This is a genomic window from Amycolatopsis sp. NBC_01488, assembly GCF_036227105.1.
GTDB lineage: Bacteria > Actinomycetota > Actinomycetes > Mycobacteriales > Pseudonocardiaceae > Amycolatopsis.
The window spans coordinates 1,938,888-1,957,259 of the sequence record NZ_CP109434.1 but is presented as its reverse complement, the minus strand read 5'-3'; the positions used below and the strand labels follow the sequence as shown (position 1 = coordinate 1,957,259).

The following is an 18,372-nucleotide window of genomic DNA, read 5'->3' as shown; positions in this document are numbered from 1 at the left end:
GGGAGCGAGTCTAGTCTCGGGGTGTGGAGTTCCCTGTCGACGACATGGATCGCGCGCGGCAACTGGCGCATGAGCTGTGGCCCCACGTCGCCCACGAGATCGGGCTCGGGCCGAAGCTCGGCCTGCTGGTGCGCAACGTGCACGTCGATCGGCCCGGGACGGTGTTCACCGACATCCTCGTGCACATCAGGTACCACATCACCTACGAAGGCATTGAGGTTTACCCACTGCAAATCATCGTCGGCACGACACTCGATGGGCAGATCCGCCGCGTAATGAAGGACTTCGACACGCTTTATGTGGCCGATACCCGCCCGACCGTGTCGGGGGTGGATGCGGACATGATCGCCGTGAACCGGTCCGAACTGCCCTACGCGGAGATGCACTACCGCACGCTGATCGTGCACGCCACCGGCGAACCAGGCGAACCACCGCGCCTCGCCTGGATGATCAAGCTCGTCGGCCGAGGCCGCGTTACCGGGCACAAGATCGGGGACGACCGCGTGATCATCGACGCCCACAGCGGCGACGTCCTCTCCTATCAGGCTCGCAGCCCGCGCTTCCCTTTTTTCGAAGGCCACCTGCCGCCAGATCCGCATCCCACCCCGAGTTGATCTCGCAAGTTCCTTGCGAGATCAAGGCGTCGAATGCGCCGGCCATTCACGGATCCGATTCCGGCGCTGCTGCCGACGAGCTGCTGGTGACGTGGGCTCGTGATCCCGGGATCGCTGTCGTAACGGCCTCAGCGTCACACTGACGGCCGGGATGGGTTACCGGATGATCTGGGCGGGAAAGTCGGGGTCGTCGAGTGCGAGACTGATCGCCGAGATGGCCTGGGCAACGGCGACCGCGGCGTGCGCGGTGGATAGGTTGTCGAGTGTGCCGGACGGTGCGCTCTCGCTCGTGGCGGCGGACTTGAGCAGGGCCGCCCCGGGGTCTGGGCAAGGTGGCTGCTCGTGGAGAAGTTCGGGCAGCTGCCGGAGGGTCTGGAGGGTGCGGTTCCACCAGGTGGTGATTTCGTTGCGGAGGGCGGGTTCGTCGCGCGGGTCGGTGCTGCGCAGGGCGGGCAGGTCGGCGGCGAAGCTTCCGGCGACGGCGGGATCGAGGGCGGCTGCGGCGGTGAGGATGTAGGTGCGCAGGCGTCGCACAGTCCGGTTGTCATCGTCAGTGGAGAGCAGGACGCAGGCTGTGTCGGCGGGGTCGAGGAACAACTCGCGAGCGACCCGGGCCGGCGTGTCAGGAGTAGCGGTCGCGGCCGTCGTGATCAGCGACAGAAGCTCGCGGGCCAGCCGAACGCGGCGGTTGGTGCTGCCTGACCTGGGCAGTAGTTGTTCGAGCGCGTGGTGGAGATCGTTGTAGGGGTCGCCGTCAGGATCGTCGTCGTCCACGCGGAGGGCTTCGATGGCCCGCAGCGAGGGCACCAGAAGGTCCAGGGCCGTGTTCTGCTTCGTCGTGCCGGATGCGGCCACGATGGCGTCGGCACCCAAGATGATCAAGGCGTCGTGGACAACGTGATGCAACGGCCCGGCAGTGACCTCGACGTCGGACAACGACGACCCGACCTCGTCGGAGGCCCCGTCGTCGAGCAGATCGGGATGCAACAGCGCTGTCCGGACGAGCACGTGCGCCTCGGCTGCGGTGGCGAGTTCCTCGTCATCGTCTTCGGCAGCGACGGTGAGGCGTTCGTCATCGAGCTCGGCGAGGACGCCGGCAGCGGGGCTGAGGTCGGCGCATTCGAGGTCGGCGAGCCAGAGCCACGGCGAGGGGGCATCGTCGGTGAGGTCGTGGGTCAGGGTGGCCAGGACCCGTAGTCCCGCCCACAGCAGTGCCCGCAGCTGCTCGCGGCTGCGTCGTTCGTCGGCGTCGTCGAGGTCGCCGGTGTGGCGGTTCCATTGCAGGTCGTGGTGTTCCATGAAGTTTTCGACGAGGACGTGGCCGCGCATCCGGTCGTCGTCGTCGTAGTCGATGGCGGGCTGGTCGATCTCCGAGCGCACGGCGTTCAGTAGCTGCTGTGCCAGGGCGGTGTCTCCGCTGCCGTGGCCGGTCAGCGGCCGGCGGGTGCCGGATGTGGTCTCGTGGCGGCCGGCGGCGATCAGGAGCTTGCCGAGCTCGCCGGCGACTTCGCGGCCCCAGGGGTGTTGTGTGACGGCGCCGGCGACGAGGTCGGCGGCGTCGACGGCTTCGGGGGTGTGGCGGCTTTCGCCGGTGGGGTCGTGCAGGTCGCGGACGGCGCCGGCGATGAGGAACTGGGCGGCCATTTCGAGCAGGTCGTGGCGCAGGTGTTCCGCGACCGGGAACCGCGGCCCGTCCTCGCGCAGCGACGGCAGCCAGTCACCGTCGGCGTCCGGGGCGGTCAGTTTGGTGGCGCGGAGGGATTCGGTGGTCCAGCCCAGGAGTGCGGGTGCTGCGTCGGCGAGGTGCCGGCCGAGGCTGGCGCCGATCGTTGTGGCGACCTCGAGTACGTCGGTGTCGACTGCGAGTCCGATCATTGCGCCGTCGCGGTAGCCCACCACCCGCATATCGAGAAGGCCGGGACCACCGGTGTCATCCTCGTCGGCAACAGCAGGGTCGTCTTCGTCGTCCAGCCAGGGGACTGCGGGTACCTCCCAGCCCGCCTCCAGCAGGTCGGCGATCAGCCCCGGCAGTTGCGCTGCGGCGGCCGCGTCGGTGATCGGTTCCGGTGCGGTCATTTCCAGCCACACGGCGTACGGCACGCCCTCACTCCTCCACCCAGCGGTTACCTTGGCCGGTGCCAGCTTAGGGCGAGCTGTAGGTCGCTGGCTCCCGTTATCGGTGGTGCCGGATTCGTGTGGAGCGGCCGGTGCGGCTGCGCCGGCCGGGACGCCGCCGTCCGGACTGGGTGCCGGTGGCGTCCTGGAGGAGGTGTGCGGTGGCTTCGGCGGCGTGGTGGGCGAGGTCGGGCAGAACGGTGGCGTAGGTGTCGGCGGTCAGCGTGATGCTGGAGTGCCCGAGTAGCGCTTGGACGGTGCGCAGGTCGTTGCCTGCGGCCAGGGAGAGGCTGGCTGCGCCGTGGCGGAGGTCGTGCAGCCGTACCGGCGGAAGGCCAGATGCGCTGTTGAGGTGGCGGAAGATGACGGTGAGGAAGTCCGGCCGCAACGGAGCGCCAGAGCGGTCGGGGAAGAGGAACCCGACCGGTTCGCTGGTGCCGGGGTGGGTGGCGAGCCACTCGATTCGCAGGCCTTGCAGCAGGGCGGCTGTCGTGTGGTCCAGGGCGATGACCCGGTTGCTGGAGGCGCTTTTCGGTGCGGCCAGTTCCAGGTGCTTGCCGATCTGGCGGACCTGGCGGGCCACGGTGACCGTTCTCGCTCGCAGGTCGACGTCGGCCCATTGCAGCCCGGCTGCTTCGCCTCGTCGTAGCCCGAGCAGCGCGACGAGGTGGAACAACACGTACAGCGGATGCTCACTGCGGTGGAGCCAGGCGAGGAACTCGGCGGTCTGGGCGGCGGTCCACACCGCGACCGCCGGCCGGATCCCGCTCGCCTGCCAGAGAGCGATCCGGGTCGGGGTCCACACCACCGGATGCGGCTTCGCCCCGGACGGGAGTTCCACGAAGCGCGCTGGGTTCGAAGCCAGCAGACCCCGACGGACCGCGGCGTTGAGCGCGACGCGCAGGGTGGCCTGGATACGCTGCAGCGTCGCCACCGACAACGGCCGGCCGGTGGCCGCGTGCGTGCGGATCAGGGAGGTAAACATCGCCTGCACCCGGGCCGGGGTCAGCTCGGTGACCCGTTCCCGCCCCAGGTTCGGTATGAGGTGGCGCCGGGCGTGCATGGCGTAGCTGCGCATCGTGGACGGCGCCAGGTTCTCCCGGCTCTCCAGCCATAACCGCAACCACTGTGCCACCGTCACGGCCGACCCCGAAGTGCCGTCCAGGGTGGTGGGGTTGGACAGGAAGTCTCGCGCGGCACCTGCCGCTTTCCGTGAGGCGAACCCGCCACGGCGCAGCTGCCGTCGCCTGCCGTTCTTGCCCGGCGGCAGCTCCAGTCGGAAGTACCAGCTCCCGTGCCCGCGCACGCCCAGTTGCGGACACTGGCTCCCTAATCTGCGACCCGTCATGGGGTCGTGACATCCGCATCGTTTGAACAATCCGGCAGCTGATGTCATGGCCATGCACCTCATTCACAACGAAGACCTGTGACCACTGCTGCGTCATAGGGGGCGAGGTGGCGGTGTACTGCCGTGAACACGGCGAATCGTCACCGGACTTGATCGTGAACCCGTGTCCGGCGAGTGTCCACCGAAGACGGTCTATTCGTTACAGGGCAGCGCGACGATGAGCGGAATTTGGCAGTGTGGCATTGGCCTCGGTCGCTGCCGTGATGGTAGACCACAAAGGACAGATATGCGGTGGCGTCGAATGCCCGGCTGGGACCTGGCGCGGCCTGTGGCGGTAACGACGATGACCCCGGCGGCGTCCGAGGGTGGGTTCACTTCTGAGTGATCTTGCCGTGTTCGGCGGGCGCGGGCTTGGCTGCGTGTTCAAGACTTGAGGATGATCTTGAGTTGTCAGCCCGGCGAGACTCGGGAAGAGTTCATTGCTCGTGTGGTGCGGTCCGCGCCGCCGCTCTCCGAGGCTGTGATGTCCGAGATTCGACGTCTCTTGCCACCGGTCCGGGCTGATCGTGGCCAGGTTGGTCCGGTCCGCCGGGAGGGGTTGTGACGCCGGAGCAGCGATCCATGGCGGCACGCGTTGCCAGCTATACGCGATGGGCGTATTGCGATGACCGTACCGCCGCAACTGCGCCGGCTCGACGTGGGTTCGACGACCGGTGGACGAGGCAGGTCGATCCGGACGGCGTGTTACCGCACGACGAGCGAATGAGGCGGGCGGAGGCGCTGCGGAGGGCGCATTTTGTGCGGATGGCGCTCCTGTCTTCGCAAGCACGCGCTCGCAAGCGCGGCACTTCATGACCCTGCAGCCGAAGCGGCGGTCAATGAGGCTGGGAGTAAGGATGGGTCGCGACGGTAGTTGTCAAGTCAAGTGAGACAGGTTGTGTTTAGAACGCCGGTTTCGGCTGGTCAGCGGGCTGGTTGATCCAGGCCGCTTCGGGCAGCCTGGGTGGTCGGGGCCGGCGCGCGAGCGCTCGGGGTGTTCGGCGTAGGCCTGGTTGAGGGTGGCCTGGCGCTGGGTGCGGATCTGCTCGGCGGTGCCGAAGTGCACCGACGCGGGTGTGTGCATCCCGATCCCCGAATGCCGGTGCTCATGGTTGTAGGCCATGAAAAACTCGTCACAGAACACGCGGGCGTCTTCCAGCGACCCGAACCGCTCAGGGAAGTCGGGCATGTACTTCAACGTTTTGAACTGAGCCTCCGAATACGGGTTGTCATTCGACGTGCGCGGGCGGGAATGAGACCGGATGACGCGGAGATCGACAAGGAGTTCCGACACCGGTTTCGATACCATCGAGCCGCCGCGGTCGGCGTGGATGGTGTGCGGCTGACTGCCATTGCGGTTCATGGCGTCATCGAGAAAATCTTTCGCCACAACGGCATCCTCCGCGGCGGCGACCAGCCAGCCGGTGACATAGCGAGAGTAGATGTCAAGGATGACATAGCATTTGTACCAAATCCCTTTCGAGGGTCCTTTCAGCGCGGTGATATCCCACGACCACACCTCACTCGGCCCGCGGGCGACCAGTTCGGGCCGGACCCGGGCAGGGTGGGTGGCCAGCCGGCGGCGTTCCCTGACCTGGCCGGCGGCCCGGGCGATCCGGTACATCGTGGAGACCGAACACCAGTACCGGCCCTCGTCCAGTTCCCTGGCCCAGACCTGCGGGATCGCCAGGTCCCGGTAGGCCGGGCTGGTCAGCAACGCCAGCACCCGGTCCCGCTCAGCGGTGTCGAGGGCCTGCGGCGGTGGCGTACGGGGCAGCCACGGACCGTGCATCGGCCCTTTCGGGTTGACGTGCCGGTAGTGCGTCGCCCTCGATATCCCGGTCAGCGCACACGATCTGGTCACCGGAATCTCCGCCGTGCGTAGTTCGGTGAACGCGGCGGTTAGTACGGCAGCCGCAGTGTGGGATGTTTGGTGCGTTGTCGCTGGTAGTGGCTGTGGCGGGCGCGGGTTTGGTGGCGTCGTCGCCAGTGTGACCAGTGATCGGCGTGCCCGGGTGGGTGGGCGGGGTCGTTGAGGGTGGACCAGAGTCGTCTAATTTCGTTGCAGGATAACGGGATCAGGTCCGCTGTTTCTGCAGCGGTGCCCCTTTTTCGTCCCGGGCGCGTTCGGTGTGGGCGGTGACGGCGAGGAACGCGGCGGCGAGCATGGACAGGGTGATATGCCGGTACCAGGCGTCGTATTTGCGGACCTGGTAGTGATCCAGTCCGGTCTCGTTCTTGGCGAACTGGAACGTTTCCTCGACCGCCCACCGGGATCCGGCGACCCGGACGAGTTCGGCGACCGGCACCGGGTAGGTGGAGTAGCAGATGTAGTAGGCCAGCTCGGTGGGCTTGCTGATCGAGCGGCGAACCAGCAGCTGCCGGCCGCCGGCGGTGCCGGGGTCGAGCAGCAGCCAGTCGTAGAGCCGGTGCCCTTTGCTGCCGATCCCAGCCGAGAGGCGTTGCCAGCCCTTGCGTGGTGCCGCGGCGGCGAGTGCGTCGGCCCGCAACGTCCCGGCCGGGGTGTCGAAGCGATGGTCACACGAGATGGCCATGACGTAGTTCAGTCCGGCCTGTTCGCACCAGTCTCGCAGGCCGGGGTTGTCGCCGTAGGCCTCGTCAGCGGTGAACCACTCGATGTCGGAACCAGCGTCGAGCAGCCGTTCCAGCATCCGCTGAGCGAGCTGGGGTTTGGTCGCGAACTCGACCTCCGGACCGATTCCGGCTTCCGCGCAGCGTTCCCGATCATCGGTCCAGGACACCGGGAGGTAGAGCTCGCGGTCGATCAACGCCCGGCCCTTGGCCGAGACGTAGGTCAAGAACACTCCGAGCTGGCAGTTCTCGATCCGCCCGGCGGTCCCGGAGTACTGCCGCTGCACCCCGGCGGATTTGGTGCCCTTCTTCAGAAAACCAGTCTCATCAACCACCGCGATCCCGCCGCGGTCACCAAGATTGTCCAGCACATAGGAGCGGACGTCGTCACGAGCAGCGTCGGCGTCCCACCGGTAGAAGTTCAGCAGCCGCTGCATGCCGTCCGGGGTCAGGTCACCAGCCTGCTCGGCCAGCGTCCACGAGTTCTTCCGCTCCGCGCCCGACAGCAGCCCCAGCACATACATCCGGGCTCGACGGCGCGAGCCCGCTTGCGCGAAACGACCCGCCACCAGCGCGAACGCGTCGTCGAACCCGGCCTGCCACCGAGCGAGCCGATCATCTACTACAGTCCACGACGCGGCCACCGCGTCCTCTTCGAGATCCAACACACCTTGAAGTCGATCACGCGGTGGCCGTCTTCATACCCACGACACGCCGCTAGATCACACACTGCGGCTGCCGTACTAAGAGGGCGAGAGGTTGGCGGGTGTGGTCGGACGGCTGCCGGCTGTGAGCTTCAACGCCACCCTTGGGTTGCTGTCGCTCGTGATCAGCGGTGTACAACATGTCGCCTTTGGATGATTGACGGTGGGTCCGCAATGGCCCAGAATCTTGGGTAGTGCGTCTCCGATGGGGCTCCGTTGCCGAAGTAGAGCCTGACACTGGGCGACACTCCGCGACACTGAAAAGTGGCAAAGATGTCGGCTGACCTGCATTTGTTGGCACAGGGCGGCATTTGGCGACACTCGCCGACATTGGTTTCCCGTAGACTTTTAATCCGTAGGTTCTGGGTTCGAGCCCCAGGCGGCCCACTCAACTCCCTGGTCAGCGGCTTACTGGTCGCTACTGGTCAAGATCGGCTCCCCGGGTCATCCCCAGAATTGGGGTCTGACGGTTAATGCAAGAGCCCTTCGAGGGCCTGCGCCGTGATCGGGTCGACGGCGAGCAGGTGACCATCCCGCGGATCTCGGTGAGCCGGGAGCGCATCGAGCGCTGGCACGCCGCGGCCCGTACCGTCGACACGAACCTGAATACGTGGATCGTGTCGACGCCGCGACACCAGGCCGGGTGCGCAGCACCGGCCCTTGAAGAGCCGCGCGGGAGCGCCGGTCCCGCCGGCGGGACCGGCGTCCACCGAGCGTGAAAGACTGGTGGCATGGCGGGAAAGCGCTTGCTCGTCGTCCTGCGGCACGCCAAGTCGGCGTGGCCCGAGGGCGTCGACGATCACGAACGGCCGCTCGGGCCCCGGGGCCTGCGCGACGCGCCGAAGGCCGGACGCTGGCTTCGCGAGCACGGTCACGTCCCCGGCCTCGTTCTCTGCTCCACCGCCCGGCGGACGCGGGAGACGTGGGCGCTCGTCGCCGGGGAACTGCCGGAGCCGCCGCCTGTCCGGTACGACGACGAGCTCTACGGCGGCGATCTGCTGGCCGTCGCGCGGCGGACGTCGTCCGACGTGACGAGGCTCGCGCTCGTCGGGCACGAGCCCAGCGTCAGCGAGCTGACCGACCGCCTCGCCGGGGCGGGGGCCGTCGACCGGTTTCCCACCGGGGCGATCGCGGTGTTCGCCGTCGACGGGGAATGGGGCACGCTCGAAGCGGCTCCGCTCGTCGGCTTCTTCCGGCCTCGCGAGCACTGACGTCGTCCCGCGCTCAACCCACGGGTGGAAGCCCACTTCAATCCCGGGCTTGAGGACTCCGCCGCCGTGCCGCCCTAGCGTTTCCCAGGGGAAACCTGAGGGGGAGACATGGCGGCGAGGGCCGAGCGGATCGCGTTGGGGATGGTGCTGGGGGTCGCGGCGGCGTTGTGGGGGTGGGCGCCGGCCGGCCGGCCGCTGCAGCCCTACTACGCCGCCGCGGTGCACTCGATGGCGCACGACGTCTCGGCTTTCTTCTTCGCGGGCTTCGACCCGGCGGGGGTCGTCACGGTCGACAAGCCGCCGCTCGCGTTCTGGACCCAGACGCTCGGCGTGACCGTGTTCGGCTTCCACCCCTGGGCGATCGCGCTGGTCCAGGTCATCGAGGGCGTCGCGGCCGTGTTCGTGCTGCACCGGGTGGTGCGCCGCTGGGCCGGGCCCCGGACTGCTCTGCTCGCGGCGGCGCTGTTCGCGCTGACGCCGGTCACCGCGGCGATCAACCGCGACAACCTGCCGGACACCCTCCTGGTGCTCCTGCTGCTGCTCGCCGCCTACTGCGTGACCCGCGCGGTCGAGAACCCGCGGTGGCTCGTGTGGGCCGGCGTGTTCGTCGGCCTGGGTTTCCTGACGAAGATGCTCGCCGCGTGGATCGTGCTGCCCGGCTTGGCGCTGGCGTACTTCATCGCGGCGCCCGGTTCGCGGGGACGCCGGCTGGCCTGGATCGGCCTGGCCGGCGGCGTGACGCTGGTCGTGTCGCTGGCGTGGCCGGTCGTCGTCACGCTGTGGCCGGGCGCGAAACCGTTCGTCGGCAGCACCACCGACGGCTCGGTCTGGCAACTGGCCTTCGGCTACAACGGCTTGACGCGGCTGGTCGGCGGGTCGACCGGGATCGGCGGCGGCTACGGCGCCACGATCGGCGCGGCGCTCGGCGGTGACGCGGGTCCGCTGCGGCTGTTCGACACCGAGGTCGGCGGGCAGATCGCTTGGCTGCTGCCGCTCGCGCTGGGATCCCTGGTCGTCGCCGCGTGCCGGGCCCGCGGTGCCGAGCCGCGCGCGAAGGCGGGCTGGGCGCTCTGGGGCGGCTGGCTCGTCGTCGGCGCCGCGGTCTTCTCCTTCACCGGCGGCATCTTCCACGCCTACTACACCGCGGAGCTCGCGCCGGCGATCGCGGCGCTCGCCGCGGCCGGCCTGGCCACGGCCTGGCGGTGGCAACGCTCGTCCGGAGCGGCCCGGTTCGCGCTGCCGGGCGCGGTCGCGGGGACGGCGCTGCTCGCGTACGTCCTGCTCGGCCGGACGCCGGACTGGCTCCCGTGGCTGCGGTACACCGTGCTCGCGCTTGCTCTGCTGGCCGTCGTCGCGGCGTTCCTGCGGGCGCCGCGCGCCGCGGTCGTCATCGGGCTGGTCGCCGTCGTGGCCGGTCCCACGGCCTTCGTCGCCGACACCGCGGTGCGGCCGGTCAGCGTGCTGGAGACCGCCGACCCGGGCGCCGGCCCGTCGTCGACGGACGCGGTGCGCACGGTCGTCGGCGTCAACACGGGCCAAGCGGCCGAGGCCGGGTACGTCCGGTTCATCGACAGCGCGTACCGGCTCAGCCCAGGTCAGCGCGAAGTCCTCGCGTACGCGCAGACGTCGTCCACCGAGATCGCACTGGCCGTCGAAGGCGGCACGTACGGCGCGGACCCGTTCCTGCTGAACACCGACGCGCGCGTGGCGCCGCTGGGCGGTTACCTCGGCTTCGATCCGGCGCCTTCGGCCGCCGACCTGCCGCGGTGGGTGGCGGCCGGGAAACTGCGGTTCGTGCTGCTGCCGCTGGTGTTCGTCGACATCGGCCGCGGTGCCTCGAAGCAGCAGCGGACCACCGCCGCGGCGGGCGACGCGGGCGAGCTGACCCGGCGCGTCGGCTGGGAGGCCAAGCACTGCCGCCCGGTGCCGCCCGCGCGGATCGGCCCGGACGCGGCCACCGCCGGGGTGCTGTTCGACTGCGGGGTCAGGCAGTGACCTTGGCCGGCGCGGTGCGGCGGAGCCAGTACAGGCCGATGACCGGCAGCACCAGCGGGATGAACAGGTAGCCCTCGCCGTAGACCGACCAGACGGTCGGGTGCCGGAACGCGGCCGCGTCGACCAGGCTGAGCGTGCCGATGGTCAGCACGCCGAGCAGTTCGATCGAGCAGGCCGTCAGCGCCACGCGCCACCAGGCGTCGCCACGGCGGGCCAGCGCGATCGTGGCGACGATGTAGACCACCGCGGCGAACGCCGAGAGCAGGTAGGCCAGCGGCGCCTCATGGAACTTCGTGCCGATCTGGACGCCGGCCCGCGACGTCGCGGCCAGCGCGAAGATCGCGTACACGGCGACGAGCACCCGTCCGGGGCCGGAGGCCGTCCTACGCTGTTGCTCCACTCCACACCTCGTTCAGTCGCAGCACCATCACCGGGATGGCGATGCAGGCGATGCCGAGCACCGCCGTGCTCGACCGGCTCCGCTCGGCCAGTGCCCAGGCGGCGCCCACGGGCAGCACGACCAGGCAGCCGATCAGGTACGCCAGGTAGGTCGCCAGGCTGCCCGGCCGCTCGCCGCCGGCGAGCAGCACGATGCCGATCACCAGCTGGACGACCAGCAGGACCTCGACGACCGCGATCCCGGCGAGGAGCGGTTTGTCCGGCAGCCGGTTGCGGGCCGACTGGACGAAGCTCCACAGCGCGACGAGCGTGGCCGCCACGGCGACCGTCACGGCGAATCCGAAGATCACCCGTTCCTCCTTCCGGTCCGCCGGCCGCCAACTTACTCCGTAGTACCGGGTGGCCCGTTCGCCGAGGTCCCGCGGGCGTGGCGCGCACCACCGCGTCGTCCACAGTAGACAGCCCGCGGAGCAACGAGGTGTACGCACACCAGGAAAAATGATCACCAGAAAGCCTTGATGGCATTCTGCCAATTCGGTGGTTTATTCTGGGGATCCTTGTGTGGACCTGCGGGAATGACGTAAAAAGCTTCGTGTTACACCCCGACAGAGTGGTTGGCCATCGGCCAAGAATCACGCTGGGTTCGGCTACCGACTGGTAAGTGACCTTTTTGCCTACCTCGGATAGACCAGTTGAACCCCCGGGTTGGCGGATAGGCGCGGGGCCGTCCGGCATGGGGGAATATTCCTCGTCCCGGAGCCGCGACGGCCGGGGGAACGCACGGAGGGTAACTTCGATGGATCTGCGCTACGAAGCATTTTGCTTCGCCGACCCGTTGTTCTACGACGAACAACAGGAAATCGGTGCGCCGTCCGACGATTTCGCCCAGGTGCTGCCCATGCCGGCCGATGGCTGGGTCACCGCGGACCGCGGCGTGTGGCGGTCCCTGCGCCCCGAGGGACGCGAACTTCCCGGCCAGGGTTGGAAAATCCACGTTTCCGCTGGTCTGGACAACGCCCGCAGCGTGCTCGTGCAGGTGCACGAGTACTGTATCGAGCACCGGATCGCCTATAAGCACCTCCGCTCGCTGATGATCCTGCTCGCTCGGAATTCGAAATACGCTCCCCGTGACGGCAGCGCCAAGCTCATCACCATTTACCCGGCTGACGACGACGAGCTGGAACGTGTTCTCGAAGATCTGGCGGCCCGGCTCGAAGGCGAGCACGGCGCTTATATCCTGAGCGACCTGCGCTACGGAAGCGGGCCATTGTATGTCCGTTACGGCGGCTTCGCAGAGCGATGGGTGGAGCACGGCGGCACGCGCGTCCTGGCGATCAGCAAACCGGACGGAACGCTCGTACCCGATAATCGGGAGCCCCGGTTCTCGGTGCCCGACTGGGTGAAGATCCCGGCCTGCCTGACCGCCAGCATCGCCGCGCGAAAGGCCGGCGACCCGGCGCAGTTCCCCTACCGGGTCACGAGTTCCCTGCACTTCTCCAACGGCGGCGGCGTCTACCTGGCCACCCGCAAGAGCGACGGCGAGGAGGTCGTCCTCAAGGAGGCCAGGCCGCACGCCGGCCTCGACCGGACGCGCACCGACGCCGTCGAGCGCCTGCGCCGTGAACACGAGGTCCTGGAGCGGCTGAACGGCATCCCCGGCGTGCCGAGGACGTTCGAGCGGTTCACCGTCTGGGAGCACCACTACCTGGCCATGGAGCACATGCCGGGCACGCCGCTGGGCGGCTGGCTCGCGCTCAACTACCCGCTGACCCGGCGCAACCGCACCGACGGTGACCTGGCCGCCTACACCGAACGCGCCCTCGGCCTGCTCGGCAAGCTCGAGCGGATCCTCGCCGCGGTGCACGGCCGCGGGATCGTCTTCGGTGACCTGCACCCGCAGAACGTCCTGATCGACCCGGAGACCGACGAGCTCTCGCTGATCGACTTCGAGCTGGCGGCGGACGCCGACGGTGGCGACCGGCCGGCGCTGGGCGCACCCGGCTTCCGGGCGCCGGCCGACCGGTCGGGCACCGAGGTCGACGAGTACGCCCTCGCCGCGTTCCGGCTGTGGTTCTTCCTGCCGCTCACGACGCTGCTCGAGCTGTCCCCGGCGAAGCTGCGCGGCTACGCCGACTTCGTACAGCGCACGTTCGATGTCCCCGAGGGGTACGCCGACGCGATCGTCGCCGGGCTCGCTCCGCGCACGGAGCCGGCGAGTCCGGCGATCACCACCACCGAGCTCGACACCGCACGCCCGGACTGGGCACTCGTCCGCAAGCAGGTCACCGCCGCGATCCTGGCGTCGGCGACCCCGCAGCGGACCGACCGGCTGTTCCCCGGCGACATCGAGCAGTTCCGGCTCGGCGGCGCGTGCTTCGGCAACGGCGCGGCGGGCGTCCTGCACGCGCTGGACGTGTCCGGCGCGGGGCGGTTCCCCGAGTACGAGCGGTGGCTGCTCGACTCGGTCCGCCGCGAGCCGCCACCGCGACCCGGCTTCTTCGACGGCACGCACGGCATCGCGTACGTGCTGGAGAACTTCGGTCACCACGACGCCGCGACCCGGCTGCTGGCCTCGTCGGCGCAGCTGGTCGCGCAGACCACCGACCACGCGCTCGAAGGCGGCCTTTCGGGCATCGCGCTGACGCAGCTGCACTTCGCGACCCGAAGGGGCGACAACGAGTACGGCCGGCAGGCGCTCGCCACCGCGGTCCGCCTGGCGGAAGCGCTGGACACCGCGACGCCGCCCGGGAAGGCCGGCCGCGCCGGGCTGCTCAACGGCTGGTCCGGGCCCGCGCTGCTGTTCGTCCGCCTGTACGAGCAGACCCACGAGCAGCTGTGGCTCTCCCTGGCCGACCAGGCACTGCAGCGCGACCTCGAAGAGTGCGTCACCACGGACGACGGATCGCTGCAGGTCCGCGACGGCGAGAGCCGGACGCTGCCCTACGTCGGCGTCGGCAGCGCCGGGATCCTGATGGTCGCCGAACAGCTCGCACGGCACCGTCCGGAGGCCGAGTCGCTGAAGAGCCGTCCGGGGCTGCGCGAAGCCTGCCGAGGCGAGTTCGTCGTCTTCCCGGGCCTGCTCTTCGGCCGGACCGGCCTGCTGGCCGCGCTGGCCATGGACCCGGACCCGGACGAGGTCGTCCGCGCGGCGGTCGACATGCACCTGGCCCGGCTGGCCTGGCACGCCGTGCCGTACAAGGACGGCCTCGCGTTCCCCGGCAACCTGCTCCTGCGGTTGTCGATGGACGTCACCACCGGCGGCGCGGGCATCCTGCTCGGGCTCGCCGCGGTACTGGACGGCAGGGCGTTGCTGCCCTTCCTCGACGGAACGCCGTCCCCCCAGATCTCCGGTCGCTGACCGGGGCGGAAGAGAAACAGAGAAGGGAAGATCATGGAATTCGTTCTGGAGTTGCAGTCGCTCGAGGCTCTCGACGGTCACGAGGGTGGCGGCGGCGGTGGCGGCGGCCAGTCGAACCTGAGCCTGCTGGCCAACTGCCACAACAGCACCCTCAGCGTGGTCGCCTGCCCGTAATCGGGTGCTGAAGGTGCGGGAGCGGCACAGGCCAAGTGCGCCGCTCCCGCACCTTCATTCTGCGCCCCGCGCCTCGGTGCGGGAACTCGTTCGAAGGAGTGAGATGACGGCGTCCGCGGATCGGCTGCTCGTCGCGACGCTCCGGCTGGACCGAGGCCGTCTCTGTGCTCTGGGCGTCACCGCGCTCGTCGCCACCGCGGCGGCCCTGCTGCTGCCCGCTGCGCTCGCCGCCGCCGTCGACGCGGCCGTCGCCGGTCGCCCGGCCCTGCCCGCCGTCCTCTGGCTCCTCGCCGTCGGCGCGGCCGAGATCGCGGCCGACATCGCGGGCAGCCTGCTCACCGTCCGGTTGATCAGCTCCGCCACGGCGTGGCTGCGGCGTGCGCTCGCCGGTCGGCTCTTCGCGCTGGGCGCGCGTTCACCGCTTGCCGAAGGCGACGCGATCAGCCGGCTCAGCGGCGACTGCACCGGCGCCGGCGCCATCGGCACGCTCGTGGTCCAGCTCGTCGCGATCGTCCTGATCTCCACCGGCGCGATCGCCCTGCTCGGGCTCCTCGACTGGCGGCTCGCGGTCGTCTTCCTCGTCAGCGTCCCGTTCGCGCTGCTCATCGCCCGGGCCCACCTCCGCCGCACCGCCGACGACGTCCTCACCTACCAGCGCGTCTCGGGCGAGCTGGCGGCGCGCATGGTCGACGCGGTCGCCGGCCTCCGCACGATCGCGGCGTCCGGCATCGCGGACCGCGAAGCCACCCGGGTGCTGCGGCCGCTGCCCCGGCTCAACCGGGCGGGCCGCGGCATGTGGCGCACCCAGGCCCGGATGGTCTGGCGCGCCGCTCTGCTCTTCCCGGCCGTCGAACTCGCCGTGCTGGTGGCCGCGGGGTTCGGCGTGCAGGCAGGACGGCTCAGCATCGGCGACGTCCTCGCCGCCCTCGGCTACGTCGCCCTCGGGATGCGGCTCGTCTCCCAGATCCCGCTGCTCACCGCGGTTTCGAAGGCGCGGTCGTGCGCCGAGCGCCTGACCGAGGTCCTCGACCTGCCCGTGCCCGAGCCGGGCAAGCTCGGGCTGCTGCCGGGCGACGGCACCCTCGTGGTCCGGCACGCACGCGTGGCCGGCGCGCTGGAGAACATCGACCTGACGGTGGTGGGCGGGACGTTCGCCGCCGTCGTCGGCCGGTCCGGGTCGGGGAAGTCCGCGCTGGCCGGCGTCCTCGGCGGGCTGGTGACGCCGGACGAGGGCAGCGTCCTGCTCGACGGCCGTCCGCTCGACCGGCTGCGCCCGGAGGAGCTGCGCGCGGTCGTCGGGTACGCGTTCGAACGCCCGGCGCTGCTGGGCGCGACGGTCGCGGACGCCGTGGGCTACGGCTCCTGGGCGGGCGACTCCGCCGTGCGTGCCGCCTGCCGGACCGCGCAGGTCGACGACGTCGTCGTCCGCCTGCCGCACGGCTACCACACGCCGCTGGCCGAAACCCCGTTGTCCGGCGGCGAAGCGCAACGGCTCGGTCTCGCCCGCGCGATCGTGCACAACCCACGCGTGCTCATCTTCGACGACGCGACAGCCAGCCTCGACACGATCACCGAGGCGGCGGTCGAGCAGGCGATGGCGACCGCGCTGCCCGGCCGCACCCGGATCGTCGTGACCCACCGCGCGAGCACGGCCGCCCGGGCCGACCTCGTCGTCTGGCTCGAGGACGGCCGCATCCGCGCGACGGCGCCCCACGCGGCGCTGTGGCGGGAGCCGGGCTACCGGGCGGTCTTCACGGAGGACAGCATCACCAAGGACAGCGTCATCAAAGACAGCGTCGCGGCAGACAGTGTCGCGGCGGGCAGCGTCGCGGCTGACAGCGCCGTGAAGGACAGCGTCACGAAGGACAGCGCGTGAGCCTGCGACGGCTGTACTGGACGACACTCGCCGGCCAGTGGCGCGGCGGCCTCGTCCTGCTGCTGTGCTCGGCGCTCGAAGGCGTGCCCGCGTTCTTCTCGGGACGCCTCGTCGAGCTGGCCGTCGACCGCGGGTTCGCTGCCGGGAGCCCCGCGACCGGGCTGGTGTGGCTGGGCCTGTTCGGCCTCGCCGCCCTGCTCGGCGCGCTGGGTTCGCGCATGGTGTGGCACCAGCTCGGCCAGGTCGTCGAGCCCCTGCGCGACGAGCTGGTGACCGCCGTGGTCCGCGGCGTGCTCCACGACGAGTCGCCACCCCGCAACCAGCCGGACGCCAGCGGCGTCGCCCGCATCACCCAGCACGTCGAGGTCGTCCGCGACGCCACCGGCGGCCTGCTCGTCCAGGCCCGCGGCACGCTCGTGACGACGATCGGCGCGCTCGCCGGACTGGTGACCGTGGCCGGCGGACTGGTCGTGCCGGTCGCCATCCCGGTCGTCGTCGCGGTGACCGGGTTCGCGTGCCTCCTGCCCTCACTGGCCCGCCGCCAGCGCGCGGCAGCCATCGCCGAAGAGCACATGGCGGCGACCGCGGGAGCGTCGCTGGCCGGCCTGCGCGACGTCGTCGCCTGCGGTGGCGAACCGATCGCCACGCTGGCCGTGTACGAGGCCGTGGACGCCCAGGCCCGCGCCGCGGTCCGGGTGGCGCGCTCGGGCGCGCTCCGGTCGCTGGTGATCTCCGTCGGCGCGTTCGTGCCCTTGCTGCTGGCCCTGGTGCTGGCACCCGGCATGGTCGCGCGCGGCGAGCTCACCGCCGGCGCGGCGCTCGGGGCGCTGGTCTACCTCGCCACCACCATGCAACCGGCCTTGCGCGGCCTGGCCGCCACCGCCAGCACGGTCGTCCTCCGCCTCCTCGTGGCGCTGCGCCGCCTGTCCGAGACCGCCCGGGTACCGGCGGTCCAGGACGGTGACGCCCGGCCGCGCGGCTCGGACGTCCGGCTCCGCGGCCTGACGTTCGGCTGGGGTGCCGCGGCCGAGCCCGTCCTGCGCGACCTGGACCTCGACCTCCGGCCGGGTGACCACCTGGCCGTGGTCGGCCCCAGCGGGATCGGCAAGTCGACGTTGGCCGGGCTGGTGACCGGCATGCTCACCCCCCAGGAAGGCCGCGTGCTGCTCGGCGGGGTGCCGGTGCGGGACGTGCCCCCGGCGCTCCGGCACGAGCTGGTGGCACTGATCCCCCAGGAGGCCTACGTCTTCGCCGGTACCGTGCGGGACAACCTGGCCCTGTTCGCCCCCGGCGCTTCCGACGCCGTGTTGCTGGCCGCGGTGACGGCCATCGGCGCCGACGACCTGCTCCGCCGGCTCGGCGGGCTGGACGGCACGATCGGCCACGGTGGCGAAGGCGTGTCCGCGGGTGAAGCGCAGCAGCTGGCCCTCGCGCGGGTGTACGCGACTTCAGCGCGTGTGGTGATCCTCGATGAAGCCACCTCCCATCTGGACCCGCCGTCGGAGGCCCGTGCGGAGCGGGCCTTCGCCGCACGGGACGGTGTTCTCGTGGTGATCGCGCACCGGTTGTCGTCCGCCCTGCGCGCGCACCGGGTGCTGGTCATGGACGGCCGGGAGACCGTGCTGGGCAGCCACGCCGAGCTGCTCGCCCGGTCGGTTCGGTACGCCGAGCTGATGCAGGCCTGGGCACCGGTGACTGGGGAAGCAGCCACCGAAGTCCCGTTGCCCGCGGGCAACGCGGTGCCGGCCGGAGCCGACGTGGTGCGCCGGCACCGGGTTTCCCGGACCACGCGGGCGAGCTGATCGCTGGTCCACTGTGGACCCGCTCGACCGCTGTTCCAGATTATCGCCGCGGACGGCGAGCGGAAGCCCCGTCGGCGAATCTGTGGACAACTCGCCGATCTGCACGCCCCCTGTGGACAACTCGTGGCGATCGGCCGGTTCCGTC

13 protein-coding genes are annotated in these 18,372 nt (G+C 70.3%); 7 read left to right on the top strand and 6 right to left on the bottom strand.

The window, feature by feature from the left end; all coding sequences use genetic code 11:
• Positions 1-23: 23 nt before the first annotated feature.
• Positions 24-614 (top strand): hypothetical protein, encoded by a 591-nt coding sequence (locus OG738_RS09355; protein ID WP_329052886.1) that lies wholly within the window; start codon positions 24-26, stop codon positions 612-614.
• Between the two features lie 156 nt (positions 615-770).
• Here OG738_RS09355 and OG738_RS09350 read toward each other — a convergent pair whose 3' ends face one another.
• From OG738_RS09350 to OG738_RS09335, 4 genes are all read right to left on the bottom strand, one after another.
• Positions 771-2,714, bottom strand: coding sequence for a hypothetical protein (locus OG738_RS09350; RefSeq protein ID WP_329052884.1), 1,944 nt, complete (start codon positions 2,712-2,714; stop codon positions 771-773).
• Positions 2,715-2,787: 73 nt separating this feature from the next.
• Complete coding sequence (locus OG738_RS09345) at positions 2,788-4,125, bottom strand: tyrosine-type recombinase/integrase (RefSeq protein ID WP_329052882.1); 1,338 nt, start codon at positions 4,123-4,125, stop codon at positions 2,788-2,790.
• Between the two features lie 868 nt (positions 4,126-4,993).
• Positions 4,994-5,980, bottom strand: a complete 987-nt coding sequence (locus tag OG738_RS09340; protein ID WP_329052881.1) for an IS3 family transposase — start codon at positions 5,978-5,980, stop codon at positions 4,994-4,996.
• A 214-nt stretch (positions 5,981-6,194) separates the two neighbouring features.
• Entirely contained in the window at positions 6,195-7,280 is a 1,086-nt protein-coding gene (locus tag OG738_RS09335) for an IS701 family transposase (protein WP_329056621.1), read from the bottom strand.
• A gap of 863 nt (positions 7,281-8,143) precedes the next feature.
• Between OG738_RS09335 and OG738_RS09330 the strand changes: the two genes are divergently transcribed.
• Positions 8,144-8,623 (top strand): SixA phosphatase family protein, encoded by a 480-nt coding sequence (locus tag OG738_RS09330; protein WP_329052880.1) that lies wholly within the window; start codon positions 8,144-8,146, stop codon positions 8,621-8,623.
• A 108-nt stretch (positions 8,624-8,731) separates the two neighbouring features.
• Complete coding sequence (locus tag OG738_RS09325) at positions 8,732-10,618, top strand: glycosyltransferase family 39 protein (RefSeq protein WP_329052878.1); 1,887 nt, start codon at positions 8,732-8,734, stop codon at positions 10,616-10,618.
• Here the strand turns inward: OG738_RS09325 and OG738_RS09320 are convergent.
• Both OG738_RS09320 and OG738_RS09315 read right to left on the bottom strand, forming a co-directional pair.
• Positions 10,608-10,979, bottom strand: coding sequence for a hypothetical protein (locus OG738_RS09320; protein ID WP_329056619.1), 372 nt, complete (start codon positions 10,977-10,979; stop codon positions 10,608-10,610). The two genes, OG738_RS09325 and OG738_RS09320, sit on opposite strands and share 11 nt — an antisense overlap.
• 22 nt (positions 10,980-11,001) lie before the next feature.
• On the bottom strand, positions 11,002-11,367 hold the full coding sequence (locus tag OG738_RS09315) for a hypothetical protein (RefSeq protein WP_329052877.1): 366 nt from the start codon (positions 11,365-11,367) through the stop codon (positions 11,002-11,004).
• 446 nt (positions 11,368-11,813) lie between these two features.
• Here OG738_RS09315 and lanKC point away from each other — a divergent pair, with 446 nt between their 5' ends.
• The 4 genes from lanKC to OG738_RS09295 all read left to right on the top strand — a co-directional run bounded on the left by lanKC (position 11,814) and on the right by OG738_RS09295 (position 18,227).
• A complete protein-coding gene (gene lanKC, locus OG738_RS09310) occupies positions 11,814-14,375 on the top strand; it encodes a class III lanthionine synthetase LanKC (protein WP_329052876.1) in 2,562 nt (853 codons plus the stop codon).
• Between the two features lie 33 nt (positions 14,376-14,408).
• Complete coding sequence (locus OG738_RS09305) at positions 14,409-14,549, top strand: SapB/AmfS family lanthipeptide (RefSeq protein WP_329052875.1); 141 nt, start codon at positions 14,409-14,411, stop codon at positions 14,547-14,549.
• Between the two features lie 103 nt (positions 14,550-14,652).
• Complete coding sequence (locus tag OG738_RS09300) at positions 14,653-16,425, top strand: ABC transporter ATP-binding protein (RefSeq protein ID WP_329052873.1); 1,773 nt, start codon at positions 14,653-14,655, stop codon at positions 16,423-16,425.
• Positions 16,422-18,227 (top strand): ABC transporter ATP-binding protein, encoded by a 1,806-nt coding sequence (locus tag OG738_RS09295; protein WP_329052872.1) that lies wholly within the window; start codon positions 16,422-16,424, stop codon positions 18,225-18,227. The genes OG738_RS09300 and OG738_RS09295 overlap by 4 nt, the downstream gene beginning before the upstream one ends.
• Positions 18,228-18,372: the final 145 nt, after the last annotated feature.